The sequence below is a fragment of the Halobellus sp. MBLA0158 genome, from assembly GCF_041477585.1.
Lineage (GTDB): Archaea > Halobacteriota > Halobacteria > Halobacteriales > Haloferacaceae > Haloquadratum > Haloquadratum rubicundus.
In genome coordinates this window covers 1-17445 of sequence record NZ_JBGNYA010000001.1, presented here as the reverse complement: position 1 = coordinate 17445, position 17445 = coordinate 1, and the positions used below count along the sequence as shown (strand labels likewise).

The 17445-nt window shown below is 69.1% G+C and carries 19 protein-coding genes; 9 read left to right on the top strand and 10 right to left on the bottom strand.

Annotation, left to right across the window (positions count from 1 at the left end; translation table 11 throughout):
- Positions 1-23: 23 nt before the first annotated feature.
- The 6 genes from OS889_RS00095 to OS889_RS00070 all read right to left on the bottom strand — a co-directional run bounded on the left by OS889_RS00095 (position 24) and on the right by OS889_RS00070 (position 4937).
- Complete coding sequence (locus tag OS889_RS00095) at positions 24-521, bottom strand: redoxin domain-containing protein (RefSeq protein WP_372386448.1); 498 nt, start codon at positions 519-521, stop codon at positions 24-26.
- Between the two features lie 41 nt (positions 522-562).
- On the bottom strand, positions 563-1132 hold the full coding sequence (locus OS889_RS00090) for an NUDIX hydrolase (RefSeq protein ID WP_372386447.1): 570 nt from the start codon (positions 1130-1132) through the stop codon (positions 563-565).
- On the bottom strand, positions 1129-1599 hold the full coding sequence (locus tag OS889_RS00085; RefSeq protein ID WP_372386446.1) for a DUF5809 family protein: 471 nt from the start codon (positions 1597-1599) through the stop codon (positions 1129-1131). Before OS889_RS00085 ends, OS889_RS00090 begins: the two co-directional genes overlap by 4 nt.
- Positions 1600-1806: 207 nt before the next feature.
- The gene (locus tag OS889_RS00080; protein ID WP_372386445.1) at positions 1807-2235 is read right to left on the bottom strand and encodes a DUF5810 domain-containing protein; all 429 of its coding nucleotides are present in this window, start codon (positions 2233-2235) and stop codon (positions 1807-1809) included.
- A gap of 66 nt (positions 2236-2301) precedes the next feature.
- Positions 2302-2730, bottom strand: a complete 429-nt coding sequence (gene rimI / locus OS889_RS00075) for a ribosomal protein S18-alanine N-acetyltransferase (protein ID WP_372391484.1) — start codon at positions 2728-2730, stop codon at positions 2302-2304.
- Between the two features lie 230 nt (positions 2731-2960).
- A complete protein-coding gene (locus tag OS889_RS00070) occupies positions 2961-4937 on the bottom strand; it encodes an aconitate hydratase (protein WP_372386444.1) in 1977 nt (658 codons plus the stop codon).
- A 229-nt stretch (positions 4938-5166) separates the two neighbouring features.
- Here OS889_RS00070 and OS889_RS00065 point away from each other — a divergent pair, with 229 nt between their 5' ends.
- The 4 genes from OS889_RS00065 to OS889_RS00050 all read left to right on the top strand — a co-directional run bounded on the left by OS889_RS00065 (position 5167) and on the right by OS889_RS00050 (position 8097).
- Complete coding sequence (locus OS889_RS00065) at positions 5167-5676, top strand: deoxyuridine 5'-triphosphate nucleotidohydrolase (protein WP_372386443.1); 510 nt, start codon at positions 5167-5169, stop codon at positions 5674-5676.
- 145 nt (positions 5677-5821) lie between these two features.
- The gene (pan2, locus tag OS889_RS00060) at positions 5822-7051 is read left to right on the top strand and encodes a proteasome-activating nucleotidase Pan2 (RefSeq protein WP_372386442.1); all 1230 of its coding nucleotides are present in this window, start codon (positions 5822-5824) and stop codon (positions 7049-7051) included.
- Positions 7052-7151: 100 nt separating this feature from the next.
- The gene (locus OS889_RS00055) at positions 7152-7622 is read left to right on the top strand and encodes a pyruvoyl-dependent arginine decarboxylase (protein WP_372386441.1); all 471 of its coding nucleotides are present in this window, start codon (positions 7152-7154) and stop codon (positions 7620-7622) included.
- A 94-nt stretch (positions 7623-7716) separates the two neighbouring features.
- The gene (locus OS889_RS00050; RefSeq protein ID WP_372386440.1) at positions 7717-8097 is read left to right on the top strand and encodes a DUF5811 family protein; all 381 of its coding nucleotides are present in this window, start codon (positions 7717-7719) and stop codon (positions 8095-8097) included.
- Positions 8098-8118: 21 nt separating this feature from the next.
- On the opposite strand, the gene infB is transcribed toward OS889_RS00050, so the two are convergent.
- Positions 8119-9936: a translation initiation factor IF-2 gene (infB, locus tag OS889_RS00045; RefSeq protein ID WP_372386439.1), complete on the bottom strand. Its 1818-nt coding sequence runs from the start codon at positions 9934-9936 to the stop codon at positions 8119-8121.
- Between the two features lie 183 nt (positions 9937-10119).
- Here infB and OS889_RS00040 point away from each other — a divergent pair, with 183 nt between their 5' ends.
- On the top strand, positions 10120-10374 hold the full coding sequence (locus OS889_RS00040; RefSeq protein WP_372386438.1) for a PRC-barrel domain-containing protein: 255 nt from the start codon (positions 10120-10122) through the stop codon (positions 10372-10374).
- Positions 10375-10399: 25 nt separating this feature from the next.
- The gene (locus OS889_RS00035; protein WP_372386437.1) at positions 10400-10858 is read left to right on the top strand and encodes an NOB1 family endonuclease; all 459 of its coding nucleotides are present in this window, start codon (positions 10400-10402) and stop codon (positions 10856-10858) included.
- A gap of 28 nt (positions 10859-10886) precedes the next feature.
- Here the strand turns inward: OS889_RS00035 and OS889_RS00030 are convergent, their stop codons facing one another.
- Positions 10887-11633 (bottom strand): CPBP family intramembrane glutamic endopeptidase, encoded by a 747-nt coding sequence (locus OS889_RS00030; protein WP_372386436.1) that lies wholly within the window; start codon positions 11631-11633, stop codon positions 10887-10889.
- A 132-nt stretch (positions 11634-11765) separates the two neighbouring features.
- Here OS889_RS00030 and OS889_RS00025 point away from each other — a divergent pair, with 132 nt between their 5' ends.
- A complete protein-coding gene (locus tag OS889_RS00025) occupies positions 11766-12212 on the top strand; it encodes a DUF6276 family protein (protein WP_372386435.1) in 447 nt (148 codons plus the stop codon).
- Positions 12213-12421: 209 nt separating this feature from the next.
- Here the strand turns inward: OS889_RS00025 and prf1 are convergent, their stop codons facing one another.
- Complete coding sequence (prf1, locus tag OS889_RS00020) at positions 12422-13672, bottom strand: peptide chain release factor aRF-1 (RefSeq protein ID WP_372386434.1); 1251 nt, start codon at positions 13670-13672, stop codon at positions 12422-12424.
- 159 nt (positions 13673-13831) lie between these two features.
- On the opposite strand from prf1, the gene OS889_RS00015 reads away from it, so the two are divergent.
- Entirely contained in the window at positions 13832-15325 is a 1494-nt protein-coding gene (locus OS889_RS00015) for a nucleotide-binding protein (protein WP_372386433.1), read from the top strand.
- A gap of 169 nt (positions 15326-15494) precedes the next feature.
- Positions 15495-15641, top strand: coding sequence for a hypothetical protein (locus tag OS889_RS00010; RefSeq protein ID WP_372386432.1), 147 nt, complete (start codon positions 15495-15497; stop codon positions 15639-15641).
- A 49-nt stretch (positions 15642-15690) separates the two neighbouring features.
- Here the strand turns inward: OS889_RS00010 and argS are convergent, their stop codons facing one another.
- Positions 15691-17445: an arginine--tRNA ligase gene (gene argS, locus OS889_RS00005; protein ID WP_372386431.1), complete on the bottom strand. Its 1755-nt coding sequence runs from the start codon at positions 17443-17445 to the stop codon at positions 15691-15693.

The window sequence follows — 17445 nt, the reverse complement described above, 5'->3', positions numbered from 1 at the left end:
GTTCACCCGCCCGTGTCCGTCGGCTACGCCTCCGCCACTTCGGCGACCGCGTCGGCGACCTCGCCGACGAGCTCGTCGAAGTCGGGGTTGTCCCCCTCTTTGACCCACTTGTAGGTCACGACTCCGTCGGTGTCGACGACGAAGACGCTGCGCTCTGCGACTTCGAGCATCCCGTACATGTCTTCGAGGACGACGTCGTAGTCGTAGATCACCTCGTGGTCCCAGTCCGAAAGCAGCGGGAAGTTCAGTTCCTCCTGGCGGATCCAGATGTTCTGGGAGAACGGGAGATCGACGCTCACGCCGTACACCTGCGCGTCGAGGTCGTCGAAGAGGCCCATCGAGTCCCGGAAGGAGCACATCTCCTCGGTACAGCCGCTGGTGAAGGCGGCCGGATAGAACGCCAGGACGGTCGGGCCGTCCGGGATCGCCTCCGAGAGCGTGAACGGTTCTATGTCGTTGTACGCCTCGCCGCCCGCGAGCGGCAGCGTGAAGTCGGGGGCTTCGTCGCCGATGTCGACCATAGGAGGCAGTCGGCGGGGCGGTATTTCACGTTGTCCCCGTCTCAGATGAGCCCCTCCTCGCGGGCCAGGAGGAGCCCCTCCAGGGTCGCGTCGTTCGGCGTCCCCGACCGCACGGCGTCGAGCGCCTCCTCGACGGGGAGAGAGCGGACCGAGAGGAACTCGTTGTCGTCGAGGTCCTGCTCGACGGGCCTGAGGTCCGTCGCGAAGACGTAGCCCCGCTGGTGTCTGAGGACGCCGGTCGCACACCAGACCGTCTCCAAGAGCGCCGTGCTGTCGGCGGCGAATCCGGTCTCCTCGCGGAGTTCGCGGGCCGCCGCCGCGGTGTACGACTCGCCGGCCTCGACGATGCCGGCCGGCAGCTCCAGTTGCCGCGTGCGGATCGTCGGCCGGTACTGCTCGACGCAGACGAGCGAGCCGTCCTCGACCGCGACGACGACGACCGCCGTGGCGAGCTCGGCCCAGTAGTACCGCTTCGTCGTGCCGTTCGGCTGCTCGACGAGGTCGTAGCCGCCGGTGTACCACCCGGTCTCGTACTCGGTCGCGGACTCCCGGACGGACCACTCGGGGTCCGGATCGGGGAGGGACTCGTGCCGCCGGCCGTCGTCGCTCATCGGTCCGGTCCTCCCGCGGCGTCGGCGCCGTCGTTCTCGTCTCCGTCGCCTTCGAACCGCGGTCGGTAGAGCCGGCCGAACGCCTGCCGGCGGAGCGTCTCCACCGCGGCCTCGGGCTCGTTCTGGAACGTGGCCGCCAGCGCCGTCTCGGCGAACGGCGCGGCGTGCCAGGCGATTCGGTCGACGTCGTCGCTGCCGATCGTCTCGACGTCGTAGTCCGGGTGGTCCTCGACCCACGACTCGAACTCCGCGCGCGAGCCCGTGCGGACGGCCAGCCGATCGGCGAAGAGGGCGTTCCGCACCCGCTCGACGACGTCGCTCGTCACGCGCTCGCGGTACTCCTCGCGGTCGAACTCCATCGCCTTCGCCGTCTCTCGGACGACTCGCTGGGCGGTCGGGCCCGCGGCCTCGAACGCGGCCCGTGCCTCCTCGATCGACGCCGGCGACAGCGTTCCCTGCGATTCCATACGCCCTCGTCGGCGACTCGCGCACAAACGTTTTCGGTCTCTCGCGGCCGGACCGATCCCTGCGGCGCGAGCGTTTATATCCGAACGCGCGGCCAGCACCGCCGTGATCTGACGCCCGCCCCGCGCGGCTCTGCGGTTGCCCGGCGACGCCGCGCGGGCTCGTCGACTGCCGGCTGTTCGCTACTGCCTCCGAGAGCGTCCCGCTCGTTACTCCTCGGTGTCGGACTCGTCCGTCTCGACCGTATCGGCTCCGTCATCCTCGTCGTCGAGCATCTCCGCGGTCAGCTCCCGCGCCTCGGCGAGTATCCGCTGGGTCTCCTCGTCCAGCGATCCCTGGCCAGCCGCGGCCGCGGACGCGGGATCGACGCCGCCGTGCCGGTGATCGTGCCCGTGGTCGTGCTCGTGTCCGTGCGCGTGCGCCGTGTCCTCGAACACCTGGTCGTAGTCGGCCTCGGGAGCGAGTTCCGCGACCTCGGGCCCGAGGTCGGCCTCGCCCAGCTCGGACCAGTCGGGGACGTGCTCGTCGAGCCACGCCTCGTGCTCGTCGCCGTGGACCATCGCGGTGAAGGCGAGGTGGTTCGCGAGGTGCCGGGCGTCCTGCTGGGGCGTCTCGCAGACCGGACAGGCGTATCCCATCTCGTCGGCGCTAGGGCGGCGGCGTACAAGGGCCTGTGGATCCCTCGGCGAGCCGCGGTCACGCGGCTACTCGCCGACCTCGGTGACGAGGATGAGGGCGTCCTCGCCGTCGTTGTAGTAGTTCGGCACGCGCCGCGTCGGCTCGAACCCCTCCTCGCGGTACAGCGACCGCGCGGGGTCGTTCCCCTCCCGGACTTCGAGCTTCACGACGACGGCGCCCGACAGCGACAGCGAGAGGAGCGCCTCGCGCAGCAGTCGGCGTCCGAGGCCCTCGCCGCGGGCGTCGGGCCTGACGGCGAGGTCCTTGATGTGCCCGATGTCGCGGCCGTGGTTCGGCATCACGTCGCCGACGACGTAGCCGAGGATCTCCTCGGTCCCGTCGCTCGTCGTTCGGACCGCGACAAGGAACGCGGGCGCGTCGAGGACGGACTCGAAGGCCGCGTAGGGCCAGGGATCCGAGAACGACGCCCGCTCGATCGCGAGCACGTCCAGCAGGTCCGCGCGGTCGACCGGGCGGAGCGTCGCGTCCCCCCGGCTCTGGGCCGGATCGTCACCGGCCGCGTCCTCGCGGCCCGCCCGCCGTCGCTCGGAATCCCGATCGCTCACGCGTCTCGGTTCGGCGCTGAACGGCAAAAGTCCGCTGGCTCGCCCCGCCGACCGCGACTCGCGGTCCCGCGGCTCTCGGAGCTGAAAAAACGGAAGAATAGCGGCTCAGCGAGTGCCGATCAGTCGTCGGCGGGCGCCGCGCCGCCGCTGTCCTCGCTGTACTGTTCCTTGGTGAGGCGGAGCTTGCCGCCGGCTTCGAGGATGCGGCGCTCGCGCTCGGAGGCGTCGAGTTCGGCGGTGGCCTCCCAGTCGTCGTTCACGCGGATCGTGAACTCGGTCTCGCCGGAGGCGACGGCCTCGGCGACGTCGGTGACGATCTCGACGTCGTCGCCCTGGTCGATGTCCGCGTAGGTCTCCTCGTCGATCGCCAGCGGGACGATCCCGAAGTTGAAGAGGTTCGCCTTGTGGATGCGGGCGAACGACTGCGCGAGGACGGCCTCGATGCCGAGGAACTGCGGGCACATCGCCGCGTGCTCGCGCGAGGAGCCCTGGCCGTAGTTCTCGCCGGCGACGAGGACGCCGCCGTCGGCGTCGAGCGCGCGCTGTGCGAACGTGTCGTCGACGCGCGAGAGCGTGAACTCCGAGAGCTTCTCGATGTTCGAGCGGTACTTGAGGATGTCCGACGTCGCGGGGATGATGTGGTCGGTCGTGATGTTGTCCTCCATCTTCAGGAGGACCTCACCCTCGATGTCGGCTTCGAGCGGCTCGCCGATCGGTGCGCTCCCGATGTTGGGGCCCTTGACGAGTTCGTCGTCGACGGCCTCCTCGGGCTCGATGATGTCCGTCTTCGAGCCGTCGTACTCGTCGGGGAGTTCGACGCCGGGCGCTTCGAGGTCGCCGAGCTCCTCCGCGAGGTCGCGGGGGTCGACCAGTTCGCCCTTGATCGCCGCGGCGGCGGCGACCTCCGGCGAGGCGAGGAAGACCGAGTCGTCCTCGATGCCCGAGCGGCCCTCGAAGTTGCGGTTGAACGTCCGCACCGAGACCGAATCGGAGGCGGGCACGTGGCCGATGCCGATACAGGCACCACACGTCGCCTCCGAGAAGTTGACGCCGGCCGCCATCATCTCGGCAGTCCAGCCCTCGCGGGCGAGGATCTCCGAGGCCTGCTTCGAGCCGGGTGCGACGATCATCTCGGTCTTCATGTCGACCTGACGACCCTCGAGCATCTTCGCGGCCGGGAGGATGTCCTCGTAGCCGCCGTTCGTACAGGAGCCGACGATGACCTGCTCGACGGACTCGCCCGCGACCTCGCGGACGGGCACGACGTTGTCGGGCATCGACGGCTTCGCCACGAGCGGCTCGATCTCCGAGAGGTCGATGACGATCTCGTCGGCGTACTCGGCGTCCTCGTCGGGCGAGAGCTCGACGTACTCGTCTTCGCGGCCCTGGCGCGCCAGGTAGTCCTTCGTCTTCTCGTCGGTCGGGAAGATCGACGAGGTCGCGCCGAGCTCGGTGCCCATGTTGGTGATCGTCGTCCGCTCGGGGACCGAGAGCGTCTCGACGCCCGGACCGGTGTACTCGAAGACCTTGCCGACGCCGCCCTTCACCGAGAGCCGGCGCAGCATCTCGAGGATGACGTCCTTCGCGCTGGACCACTCGGGGAGCTCGCCTTCGAGGCGGACGTTGACGACTTCCGGCATCTCGACGTAGTAGGCGCCGCCGCCCATCGCGACGGAGATGTCGAGGCCGCCGGCGCCGATCGCGAGCTGGCCGAGGCCGCCGGGGGTCGGCGTGTGGGAGTCCGAACCGAGCAGCGTCTTCCCGGGCGCGGCGAAGTTCTCCTTGTGGACGTTGTGGCAGATGCCGTTGCCCGGACGGGAGAAGTACGCGCCGTAGGTGCCCGCGGCCGACCGCAGGAAGCGGTGGTCGTCGGTGTTCTTGAAGTCGAACTGGTACGTCTGGTGGTCGCAGTACTGCGCGGCCAGTTCCGTCTGTACCTCGTCCAGTTCGAGCGCCTCGAACTGGAGCCAGACCATCGTTCCGGTGGTGTCCTGTGCGAGAACCTGATCGATCTCGATCCCGATCTCCTCTCCGGGTTCGAGGTCGCCCTCGACGAGGTGGTCGTCGAGAATCTTTTCCGTGAGCGTCTGTCCCATAACAGCCGGCAGTCGACCGTCTACAACTATAAATCCCGCGTGTTTGAGGTCGGAGATATGATCCTTATACACATAGCTGGTCCTAATTCGATACGAACAGACAGTACCGCAGTGGTGGGGTTTCGGTTCCGCCCTCCGGGATTCGACGGAGTCGCCGACGGGCGGGACCGGGATTCGTTCCACATCACGAGACGGAACGGTTTTGCGGACGGGTCGCACCCACACCGGTATGTTCCGCTCCGGCTCTTTCGTCGCCGAGCACATCGACCCCGTCACCGACGACCAGGTACAGCCGAACGGCGTCGACCTCACCCTCGGCGACGTCCTCGAACCCGCCGCTCCCGGCTACGTCGGTCGGGAGGGCAAGACCGTCGGCGCGCGCGAGTCGATCTCGCCCGTCGACGCCGGCGACGTCGACGCGGACGACGACGTCGTCTCGGGCGCGGACGTCTTCGCGCTCGACCCCGGCGGCTACATCCTCCAGTACGCGGAGACGATCGCGATCCCCGACGGTCACGTCGGCTTCCTCTACCCGCGCTCGACGCTGATGCGGAATTCGTGTATGCTCAACACGGCCGTCTGGGACGCGGGCTACGAGGGCCGTGGCGAGGGGCTGTTGCAGGTCCACCACCCGGTCCGGCTCGAACGCGGCGCGCGCGTGGCCCAGCTCGTCCTCGCGGAGGCGGACCACGCGGGCGTCTACGACGGCGATTACCAGCGCGAGCGGCTCGAAGAGTAGGGTGCGAGCACCGCGGATCTGCGCGGTTCCTCCCGCAGGCGGGTCCGCGAAAATCGGGGGACGAACGGTGGGAGCACTTAAGAACCGACAGGAACCGGGCGTACCCAAAAGCACATTTACGCCCACCTCCAAGTGCGGCTAACTGATGTCCCGGAGTCCGTCGCTCCCAGACCGGCCGCGTCTGGACCTGGATCCAGAGATGTCGGAAGCCGAACGCCTCGCGGCCATCCGCCAGCACTACGAGCGCCTCGTCTCGGTCAACGACGAGCTCGACGAACGCCTCTCGGAGGCGACCGACCGCCAGGAGGAACTGCGGGAGGAAGTCGAGAAGCTCAAGCGCCGCAACGAGACGCTGAAGACCTCCTCGCTGTACCTCGCGACCGTCGAGGAACTGACAGACGACGGCGTCGTGATCAAACAGCACGGCAACAATCAGGAGGTCCTCACTGAGGCGTCGCCGCACCTGGACTCCGAACTGGAGGCCGGCGACCGCGTCGCGATCAACGACTCCTTCGCCATCCAGCAGATCCTCGACGACGAGACCGACTCCCGCGCGCAGGCGATGGAGATCGACGACTCGCCCGAGGTGGCCTACGAGGACATCGGCGGCATCGACGACCAGGTGCGGGAGGTCCGCGAGGCCGTCGAGGACCCGCTGAAGAGCCCCGAGATGTTCGAGGAAGTCGGCGTCGACCCGCCCTCCGGCGTCCTGCTGTACGGCCCTCCGGGCACGGGCAAGACGATGCTTGCGAAGGCCGTCGCCAACGAGACCGACGCGACGTTCATCAAGATGGCTGGCTCCGAGCTCGTCCGGAAGTTCATCGGCGAGGGCTCGCGGCTGGTCCGGGACCTCTTCGACCTCGCGGCCGAGCGCGAGCCCGCGGTGATCTTCATCGACGAGATCGACGCCGTCGCCTCGAAGCGGACGGACTCGAAGACCTCCGGCGACGCGGAGGTCCAGCGGACGATGATGCAGCTGCTCTCGGAGATGGACGGCTTCGAGGAGCGCGGTGAGGTCCGGATTATGGCCGCGACGAACCGCTTCGATATGCTCGACGAGGCGATCCTCCGGCCGGGGCGCTTCGACCGCCTCATCGAGGTCCCCAAGCCCGACGTCGAGGGCCGCGAGCACATCCTCCGGATCCACACCCGCGAGATGAACGTCGCCGACGACGTCGACTTCGGCGAGATCGCGGCGTCGCTGGAGGACTACTCCGGCGCCGACATCGCCGCGCTGGCGACCGAGGCGGGGATGTTCGCCATCCGCGACGGCCGCACCGAGATCCGCCGCGAGGACTTCGACGACGCCTACGAGAAGATCGAGGACGCCGACGAGCAGACGACCATTCCGGGTCCGACGACCTACCAGTACTGAGCTCTGCCGGCTCGCCGGCCCATCGGTCCCGGGCCCGCTCTCGCCGATCTCCGGGAGTCCGGATCGTAACCGCTTATTCTCCGCGGCGTTGCCTTCGGGTATGAACACCATCCGAGTCGTCCGCGGCGTGGGCGATGCGGCCACGAAGATGGCCTCCTACGACGCCGCCCTCGCGGACGCGAACGTCCACAACTACAATCTGGTCCCCGTCTCCTCTGTCGTCCCCGCCGACGCCACCGTCGAGGAGGTCGGCACCGCGCCCGACCTCGGCCCCGCCGGCGAGCGGCTCACCGTCGTCGAGGCCCGCGCGACGACCGGCGGCGTCGGCACCGTCTCGGCGGCGCTCGGCTGGGCGACCGGTCCCGGTCCGGGGCTCTTCTACGAGGCCGCCGGCGAGGACCCCGCGGCCGTCCGCCGGAGCGTCGTCGTCGGGCTCGCATCCGGGCGCGACCTCCGCGAGTGGGAGTTCGTCGACGAGCAGGTGACGGTGACGACCGCCGACGCCGACGGGGAGGGCTACACCACGGCGGTCACCCTCGCGGTGTACGGCGACAGCGAGCCGATCTTCTGAGGGTCGACCGACGCCCGCGGGATCGGACGACGAACGTATTGGGGGTTGCGACGCTTTTATACGGCGTGTCCCCCTACCCGGGACTATTCATCCGATGAACGGAAACAATCCGTACGCGGGCGCGCCCGGCGTCGTGGACGCGGGCAAGCCCGAGGACGTCGACCTCTCGTCAGCGCAGGTACGCCGGCTCCGCAGCGCCGTCGCCGGCATCGTCTCGCGGACGGAGGCGTATCTGCCCGAGGGCTACGCGGTCGGTTCCGAGCTCACCTACGGCGCCAACGGCCCGCAGGCGACCGTCGCCGTCCGTCCCCCCGCGGGTCGCCCGGTCAGCGCGGGCTTTACCCCCGACGAGGAAGACCTCGAATCGGGGCTCACAGACGAGGACCGCGACGAGGTGGCCCGCGGCCTCGCCGCCTCCGCCGCCTTCCAGGTGATGAATACCGTCGGCGACGGCCTCACGCCGACGGCGCGGTAGCTTCGCCCGCGGTCAGAGTCGCTATTTGCCCCAGAACGGGTCGCGCTTTCGGTGTTTGTCGAGGTAGCCCGTCAGCGCCTCCAGCTCGTCGGCGGGGATGTCGTCCGACAGCTCCTGTTCGAGGATCTTCGCGTGCTTCTCGGGGAGCTCGATCCACAGCTCGTCGCCCTCCTCGATCTGGCGGCCCACGGTGGGCCCGTCGATGGCGACCGACACGCGCGTCCCCGAGCGCGCCTCCGAGACGTCCTCGCCCTGCTCTTGGATCCCCGAGAGCTGGCCGACGCGGGTGGGTTCGTTGCCCTCCCACTTCACGACCCGTTGGTTGTTCTTCAGCGTGCCCGAGAGCACCTCGACGCCGACGACCGCGGGGTCCGACTGTCGGAAGACGTGGTCTTCGAGGATGCGGAAGCGACACGGCCGGACGATCTTGTCGAGGACGGTCTCCTGTTGGGCGCGTTCGAGTTCGTCGACGAACTCCTCGTACTCCTCGACGAGCTGGTAGATGACGTCGTCGGCGAACAGCGTCACGTCGCTCTCGTCGAGTTCGTCCTCGGCGTTCGAGAGGACGTCGACGTTGAAGCCGAGGATCGCCTTGTGCTTCGTCTCGTTGGCGGTCGAGGCGACCGCGACGTCGCGGGGCGCGATGTCGCCCACCTCCGCGCGGAGGATGGGGATCTCGACCTCGCGCAGGGCGTTCGCCATCGCCTCCAGGCTGCCGAGCGTGTCGGCCTTGACGACGACGCCCTCCTCCTCGGTCGAGACCTGGATCTCCGCGAGTTCGGCCTCGACCTCCTCGATCACGTCCGCTCTGTCGCGGTCGCGGATCACCCGGATCGGGGCGCCCGCCATCGCGTCGTCGAGTTCGGGCGCGGCGACCTTGATCCCCGCCGCCGCGCGCACCTCGTCGACCTTGTCGAACCGCTTTTCGACGCGGATCTCGGCGTTCGGTCGGGGCTGGAGGAGGGCCCGGACCTCGGTGACGATCGGGCCGTCGACGCCGCCGACGACGATCTCGTCGTCCGCGCGGATGCTCCCGTCGTAGAGGACGACGTCGACGGTCGCGCCGAACCCCCGCTCGTCTTTCACCTCCAGGACCGTCCCCGCGCCGGGGCCGGTGACGTCGATGGCCATCTGCTCTTTCATGTACCGCTGGGAGAGGCCCATCAGGACCGCAAGCAGGTCCGGGACGCCCTCGCTCGTGATCGCCGAGAGGGGCACGACGCCGACGTTCTTCGTGAAGTTCTGGACGCGCCAGTAGAGGTCGGCCGAAAAGCCCTCGTCGGAGAGATCGCCGATGATCTCATAGAGGTTCTCGTCGAGGCGGCCCCGGGCGCCCTCGGACTGCTGTTCGTAGGTGGCCTGGATGGGCGCGCCGTCGTTGGGGTTCCAGCCCGGGGTGGTGTCGATCTTGTTGGCGGCGACGACGAACGGCGTGCCGGTGCGCTGGAGGATCTCCAGCGCCTCGATCGTCTGCGGCTGGAAGCCGTCGTTGACGTCGACGACGACGACCGCGATGTCGGCGAGCGCCCCGCCGCGGGAGCGCAGCGTCGTGAACGAGTGGTGGCCGGGCGTGTCGATGAAGAGGAGCCCGGGAAGGTCGAAGTCGGTCGGATCGACTAGGTCGCCCGCCATCTCCGAGACCGTCTCCAACGGAACGGCGGTCGCGCCGATGTGCTGGGTGATCGCGCCGGCTTCACCCTCGCTCACGGCGGAGCCGCGGATCGTATCCAAGAGCGTCGTCTTGCCGTGGTCGACGTGACCGAGCACGGCGACGATCGGCGTCCGCAGTCCGTCCGCTTCGTCGGCTTCGGCCCCCTCGACGGCGTCGGTGTCAGACATAGAGAATCACCCCGGAGAAGTTCCTTGCCTATAGGTGACTGCTGGACTGTAGTTAAGTCCATCGTGTCCGGGACGTCGGCGACCGAACGCGCGGGCGGTTTCGACGCGTAGATGCCGATGTGCCCGGAGATTCCGTCAGACGCCCCCGTGGAGTTTATGTAGGCGTGCGCAGTATCCTGGGGTATGCCGGACGAACTCGCGGAGAACCTCTCCGGGAAGGAAGTGATGACCTCGAACGGGACGTACATCGGCGTCCTCCACAACATCCAGATGGATCTCAAGACGGGCGCGATCGGCGACCTCTTCGTGTCGCCGTTCGACGACGTCAGCATCGACCAGCACCGCTTCGAGACGACCCAAGACGACGGCGAAGAGAAGTTCAGCATCCCAGTCTCGCGCGTCAAGAGCGTCGACGACTGCGTCGTGGTCCAACAGTAACGCAGGCGAACGGAGATCAGCTCAGATGCAGGTTCTCGATTCTTCGGCGTTCATCCACGAGTACCACACCACAGACGACATCGCGTCCATTCCGATGGTCCGGGAGGAACTGGAAGGCGAGGCCTCCTACCGCTACGACGCCGACGAGGGGTCCGGAATGCACGTCCACATCCCCGCGGCAGGGACCGTCGAGAAGATCCAGCGCGCGGCCCGCGAGACCGGAGACTCCGATACGCTCTCGGAGACCGACGTCCGCCTGCTCGCGGCCGCGTTCGAGCTCGACGCCACGCTCGTCACCGACGACTACGCGATGCAGAACGTCGCCGACCACGTCGACGTCGCGGTGAAGATCATCGCCCGCGAGGGCATCTCCGAGAAGCGCGAGTGGACCTTCCAGTGTCAGGGGTGTGGCCGCGAGTTCGAGGAGAACCGCGACCGCTGTCCCATCTGCGGCACCGAACTGGCGCGGAAGAACCCGGCCTGAGGCGACCGAACGTCGCTTCCGCGACCGCTCACCAGCCGCTGACGACTCCGGTGGTCGTCGCGTAGACGGCGAGGAACTGCACCGTGTTGAAGAGCCCGTGGACCACCGCGGGCACCACGAGGTTCCGGCACTTCTCGTAGACGATCCCGAGGACGCCCCCGAGCACGAGGACCGTCGCGAGCGTCGCCAGGAGGCCCTCCCCCGAGTAGGACGTCAGGTGGACCGCCGCGAACACCGCGCTCGCGGCCGCGACGGCGACGGCGGGGCCGTAGGCCCGTCGGAACAGCCCCTGGACGATCCCCCGGAAGATCAGCTCCTCCATCGGCCCGACCAGCAGGATCGTCACCGGGATCAGATAGAGGAAGTAGACCGGCTGGTCGCTGCCCTGCATCACGATGGTGCTCTCGGCGCCCTCGATCCCGAGCGCCGTGAGGACGCCCGAGACCGCGAGGTAGAGTCCGAGCAGCGCGACGAAGCCGCCCGCGAGCCACTTCGCGTCCGCGCGGGTCGGGAACCGCACCGTGACCAGGTCCGTCTGGTCGGTGACGACGAGGTAGCCGACGCCGGCGACGCCGAAGCCGACGAACTGGAACGCGCTGCGGAGCGCCAGCCCCAGGGCGCCGTCGCGGGCGATACCGGCCGCGTCGATGAGCGGGTAGCCGAGCGACACCGCGACCGACGCCAGCAGCACCACGAGCACGACGACGACGAGTGCGCCCCCGAGCGCGCGGAGGTGCGTCCGCGGGTCCTCAAGCGAGCGGGCGTCAGATGCCATTCTCGACCGCGGCTACGACCGCCCCGCGAATAGGGATACCGATCCGGGGCCGGCTCGCCGTCGCTGTCGTCGCCCGGACGCGCTCCGCTCGCCGACCGACAGCGTATTTCTCCCCGGCGGCGTAGCCACAGTATGGCCGCTCGCTGCCCCGACTGCGACCGCACGCTCGTCTCCGTCGAGGTCCCGCCGGCCCTGCGGGAGTTCGCCCCCGAGGACGCCGCCGTCGTCGGGAGTTGCCCGCGCTGTCTCCGGACGGTCGCGCTTGGCGACGCCGACGTGGATGCGGACGCCGACGTGAATGCCGATACAGATCCGGCCCCCGAGATCCACCACGACGCCGCCGACCTCCCGGACGCCATCCCCGACGGCGACGGCAGCGTCGCGGTCGTGCTCCTCCTCGGCCTGCTCGACGCGCTCGCGACGAACCGGGCGGCGATTCAGGCGCTCGTCGACCACGCCGAGCGCGGCGGCGCCGACGTGTTCCTGACGCTGGACCGACTCGCCGCCGACAGCGACGTCGACCCGCACGCCGATCTGGGGCGTCGCCGCCAGCAGTTGGAGTCGCTGCTCGGGTACTGAGCGGTGGGATCGACTGGAGACTGTCGGTGGCGAGGGGGCCGAAGCCGGAAGTACGGTACACCGCTGCACCGCGAGCGAACGCAGTGAGCGAGCGGGCCGAGGAACCCTCGAAGCGCGGCTCCGCCGCGCTGAGGGGGTGACGATGTGCTTTTGGTGCAGCTTTTGCCGAGGACCGGCATCGCCGGTCCGCAGCGCAAAAGGTGCCGTGTCTAGACGCCGGTCGAGTACCGCAGGATCCCGGCGACGCCGCCGAAGGCGTCGTACAGCTGCTCGCCCTTCTCGAAGTCCGTGGAGATGAACTTGGTCTCGGTGCCGCGCTGCTCGGCGATCTCCATCAGGTGCTCGATCACGTCGTCACGGTCGGTCTTCTCGGCCTCCTCGCCGCACTCGGTACAGACGTGGCCGGGATCGTCGTGACGCTGATCGACCACCTCGTACTGCTCGTGGCCGTTCGGACACTCGTAGACGACGACGTCGGAGCGGAGGTCCTCCGAGAGGAGGAGGCGATCGACCGCGCCCATCATCAGGTTCTTGCGCGTCGGCCCGAACCCGTAGGTGGCCTTCTCGCCGTTGTGGAGCTGTTTGAAGAACTCCTCCATCTGGGCCTTGTCCTTCATCACCTCCTGGTCGGCGAGGACGTCCTGGGCGGCGTCGACGAGGTCGTAGAGGCCGGACTCGTCGGTGTAGGAGACGTCGAACTTCCCGGCGACGAGGTCCTGGAGCTCGTGGTGGAGGTAGTCGCCGTCGAGGAACTCGTCTTTCGTCGGCGAGGGGCCGCCGACCAGGATGCCGTCGATCTCGTGGCGCTTGGCGACCATCAGGTCGTTGGCCATCCCCGCGACCTCCTGGTAGAAGTTGTCGATGGCCTCCAGGCGCAGGCGGGCGAACCGCTGGGCGGACTGACCGCCCTTCCGCTGCTTGCCGGGGACCAGCGACGACGCGGACTTGACGGGCTCAACGCGCTTGCCCTTCAGCCAGCCGACGTTGGCCTCGCGGCGGTCGAGGACGATCAGGCCGAAGAGGCCCTTGTCGGTCAGCATCTCCTCTAGGGGCTCTGTGAGGAAGTTCGAGTCGCAGTGGTAGCGGAACGACTGGATCGGCTCGGGCGGGCTGTCGAGCACCCGGGTCACCATGTCGGTCTGGCCGCCGCCGGCGTCGACCGCGCCGGAGAAGATGACGGTGCCGTTCTCCGGCGGGTAGGTGTCGTAGTAGCGCAGGCGGTCCTTGATCGACGTGAGCGCGTCCTGGACGTTCGTTCTGGTCTGCTTGGACTTGATGTTGGAGGCCTCGGAGTGCTCCTGGGTGACGTGGGCGACGACGTCGGAGATCTGCTTGTCCTCGGGGATATAGATCGTGACGAGCTGCGTGCCGGAACCCTCGTAGTCTTTGAGTTCCTCGATGACCTTCCGAAATTCGTACTTCCGGCGGTCTTCGTTTACTTCTTCGGCGTCGGTACTCATTACCAGTACTAGCCCGGCCGGCGGGTAAGTAACCTGCGACTACGGGCGTGTCCGGCGGCGACCCCCTCGCGGCCGGACCGTCGCGGCGTCGGCCCCCGCCGCGGCGGCGCATTCCCCGGACAGATTTATATCCCCGACGTGGGAGTCTCAGACAGGACTATGGGCCGTGTATACGCAGTCGTCAGCGCGAAAGGGGGGGTCGGCAAGACGACGACGGCGGCGAACCTCGCGGCGGTGCTCGCCGCCGCGGGGTCGGACGTGGCCGTCGTCGACGGGGACCTCGGAATGGCGAACCTCGCGAGCGCGCTCGGCGTCTCCCTCGGCGACGTGACGCTCCACGACGTCCTGGCGGACGACGGCGGAGCGCCGGGCGATTCGGACGGCGCGGGCGGGTCGGAATCCGCCGGCGCAGACGTCGAAGAGGCGATCCACGAGGGGCCGCACGGGATGGCCGTCGTCCCCGGCTCGCCGGACCTCGACGCCTTCTCCCGCGCCGATCCCGAGGGGATGGAGTCGGTCCTGGCGGCGCTTCGCGAGCGCTACGAGTACGTCATCCTCGACACGGGAGCGGGGCTGAGCAACGACACCGTCGTCCCGCTCACCCACGTCGACGAGGCGATCCTGGTGTCGACGCCGACCCGGGACGCCCTCGGCGACACCGACAAGACGCGCCAGGTGGCCGACCGCCTCGACATCCCCGTCGCGGGCGCGGTCCTCACCCGCGCCGCGCCGGCGGACGCGGACTCGGAGGTGGTGGCCGCACACCTCGACGCCGACATCCTCGGGACGGTCCCCGACGCCGCCGAGATCGGGCAGGCCGCGGCGGCCGGCGAGCCGCTGACCACCTTCGCGCCCGGCAGCGACGCCGCGGCGGCGTTCCGCACGCTCGCGGCGACTGTCACGGACGAGGAGATCGACGCCGACGCCGACGCCGGCGCCGGCGCCGGCACCGTCGCTGAGTCGGACGCCGTCGCGTCAGACGCCGCGGAATCGGACGCCGCGGAGCCGGAATCCGACGCGCCGGACGAGGACGTCTCGGTCGACGCCCCCAGCCCCGACGTCGACATCGATCTCGACAGCGAGACCGATGGCGAGACCGACGAGGACTCCCCCGAGGACGCGCTGGCGGAGTACGTCTCCGAGGACGGTGACGACATCGTCGTTGCCGGCTCCCACGAGGCCGATCTCGATCCTGACGCGGTCGACCCCGACGAGGAGGAGACGGCCGCCGCGGCCGACTCCGAGCCGGACTCGGAATCAGCATCGGACGCCGCTCCCGACGCGGCCGAGTCGCCCGCGGCGGTCGACGACGCCGAAGCGCCCCCGTCGGACGAGCCGCTGGTCGAGCCCGCGGACCCCGACGAACTCGACGCTGGCCGCGAGGGCGCCGTCGCAGACGACCCGGACAGCGGCGTGTACACGACGTCGCTGGCGGACGAGGACTCCGAGGGTGACGCGGACGCCGACGGCACCGATTCCGAGGGAGATGCGGACGAAGTCGCCTCGACGAGCGACTCGGCCGCGTCGTCGACCCGATCGGCCGCGAACGGCGACACCGCCGATACCGGAGACGGCGAGAACGGCGACGAGAGCGACGAGAGCGAGGAAGACGACGAGAACGGACGAGGGCTCTTCGGTCGCTTCTTCGGCTGATAGTGATTACTCTCGTCTCTTCCCACTGAACGCCGTCACCGGGGGTGGCGTTCGGCGGGAAACAGTGAGAGTAATCACTATGAGGCGGTCGGGCGTGCCCCTTCCCCGGGCGCCCGCTGTGCGGCCCGAAGCGGGACCTTCTTTTATTCGGGTGCGGTGAGTCGTCGGTATGGCAGAGAAAGATTCGCGCGTTCCCTTCTGGTGGCTCGTCCTGTTCCTACTGCTGGCGCTGGGCGCCGGGGCCGCGGCGGTGTTCGTCGTCGGCGGCTCGCTGGTGGCGGGGACCGTCGGCCCGATCGCGCTCCCGTTCCTGTAAGCGCCGTCCCGGATCCGAGCCGCTCGGCCTCAGCGGAGGGCCGACCGACTCACATCGACTCGGGCGCTTCGATTCCGAGGACGTCGAGGGCGTTCGCGACGGTGTGGCGCGCCGCCTCGACGAGTCCGAGCCGCGCGGCCGAGACCGCCTCGTCGTCGGCGTTGAGCACCGAGCACTCGCGGTAGAAGGTGTTGAACGTCTCCGCGAAATCGCGGGCGAACGTCGCGACGACGTGCGGTTCGAGGTCGTCGGCCGCGCGCTCGATCACCGCGGGGAAGCGCGCGATCTCTTCGATGAGCGCGCGCTCGGCGTCGGTCGTGAGGACCGAGACGTCGGCGGCGGGCTCGATCCCGGCCTCGGCCGCCTCGCTCTCGATCCCGCAGCACCGCGCGTGGACGTACTGGACGTACGGCGCCGACTGCGCCTCGAAGTCCAGCGCGCGCTCCCACTCGAAGGTGATCCCCTTCGTTGGCTGCTTGGAGACGATGTCGTAGCGGACCGCGCCGATCCCGACCTGGCGGGCGATGCGGTCGATGTCGTCCTCGCTCAGGTCGTCGTTGCGGATCCGGGTGTCGAGGCGGTCTTCGACCTCCTCGCGGGCGCGGCGGACCGACTCGTCGAGCAGGTCGTCGAGGTCGACGCCCGTGCCCTCGCGGGTCGACATCCCGCCCTCCGGGAGGTTCACCCACGAGTAGAACGTCTGTCTGAGCTTGTCCGTCTCGTTGCCCAGCACGTCGAGGGCGGCCTCCAGCTGTTCGGCCTGGAGCTTGTGGTCCTCGCCCAGGACCGTCACGGCCTCGTCGTAGTTGTCGAACTTCCACTCGTGGTGGGCGAGGTCGCGGGTGGTGTAGAGGGTGGTGTCGTCCGAGCGGAGGAAGACGAGGTTCTTCTCGATGCCGTACTCCGAGAGGTCCAACTGCCAGGCGTCCTCCTCGTAGACGGCCGCATCGGAGTCTTTCAGCCGCGTGACGACCTCGTCGGCGTCGCCGTTCCGGATGAACTCCGTCTCCTTGACGAACCGGTCGAACTCCGCGGGGAGGCGCTCCAGGGAGGTCCGCATCCCCGAGAGCACCTGATCGACGACGGTCGCGACGCGCTCGAAGGTCGCCTCGTCGCCCGCTTCGAGGCCCTGCATAATCTCGGCGATCTCCGCTTCGGCCTCGGCGACCGCCTCGTCGTCGGCGGATTCGAGGAAGTCGTTGCCCTTCCGGTAGTAGCGCACCAGATCGTAGTCCGCGCGGTCGCGCTCGGGGTCGGGCAGATCCGACTCGTCGAAGGTCTCGTAGGCCCAGGTGAACACCGCGACCTGTCGGCCCGCGTCGTTGACGTAGTAGTGCGTCTCGACGTCGTTGCCGGCGTATTCGAGGAGGCGGGCGACGGCGTCGCCGAAGATGGGGTTCCGCGCGCGGCCGACGTGGACCGGGCCGGTCGGGTTTGCGCTCGTGTGCTCGACGACGACGGACTTGCCCGTCGCGGGGAGTTCGCCGTAGCCGGCGTCCCGGCCGGCGTCGAGGGCGTCGGCGTAGTAGGCCTCGGAGACGTAGAAGTTCACGTACGGGCCCTGCGTGTCGACGCGGTCGACGTACTCGTAGCCGTCGGGGTCGATCTCGCTGGCGACGTCCTCGGCGACGGCCGGCGGGGGCGCGCCGACCTCGCCGGCCAGGCGGAACGCGACGCTCGACGCCAGCGTCGCCGGCATATCCTCCGGGGGCTCTTCGACCCCGAGGTCGTCGGTCGGGAGGTCGAGGGCGGACAGCGCCGATTCGACCGCCGCCTCCACCTCCGAACGGAAGGCTCTGAACAT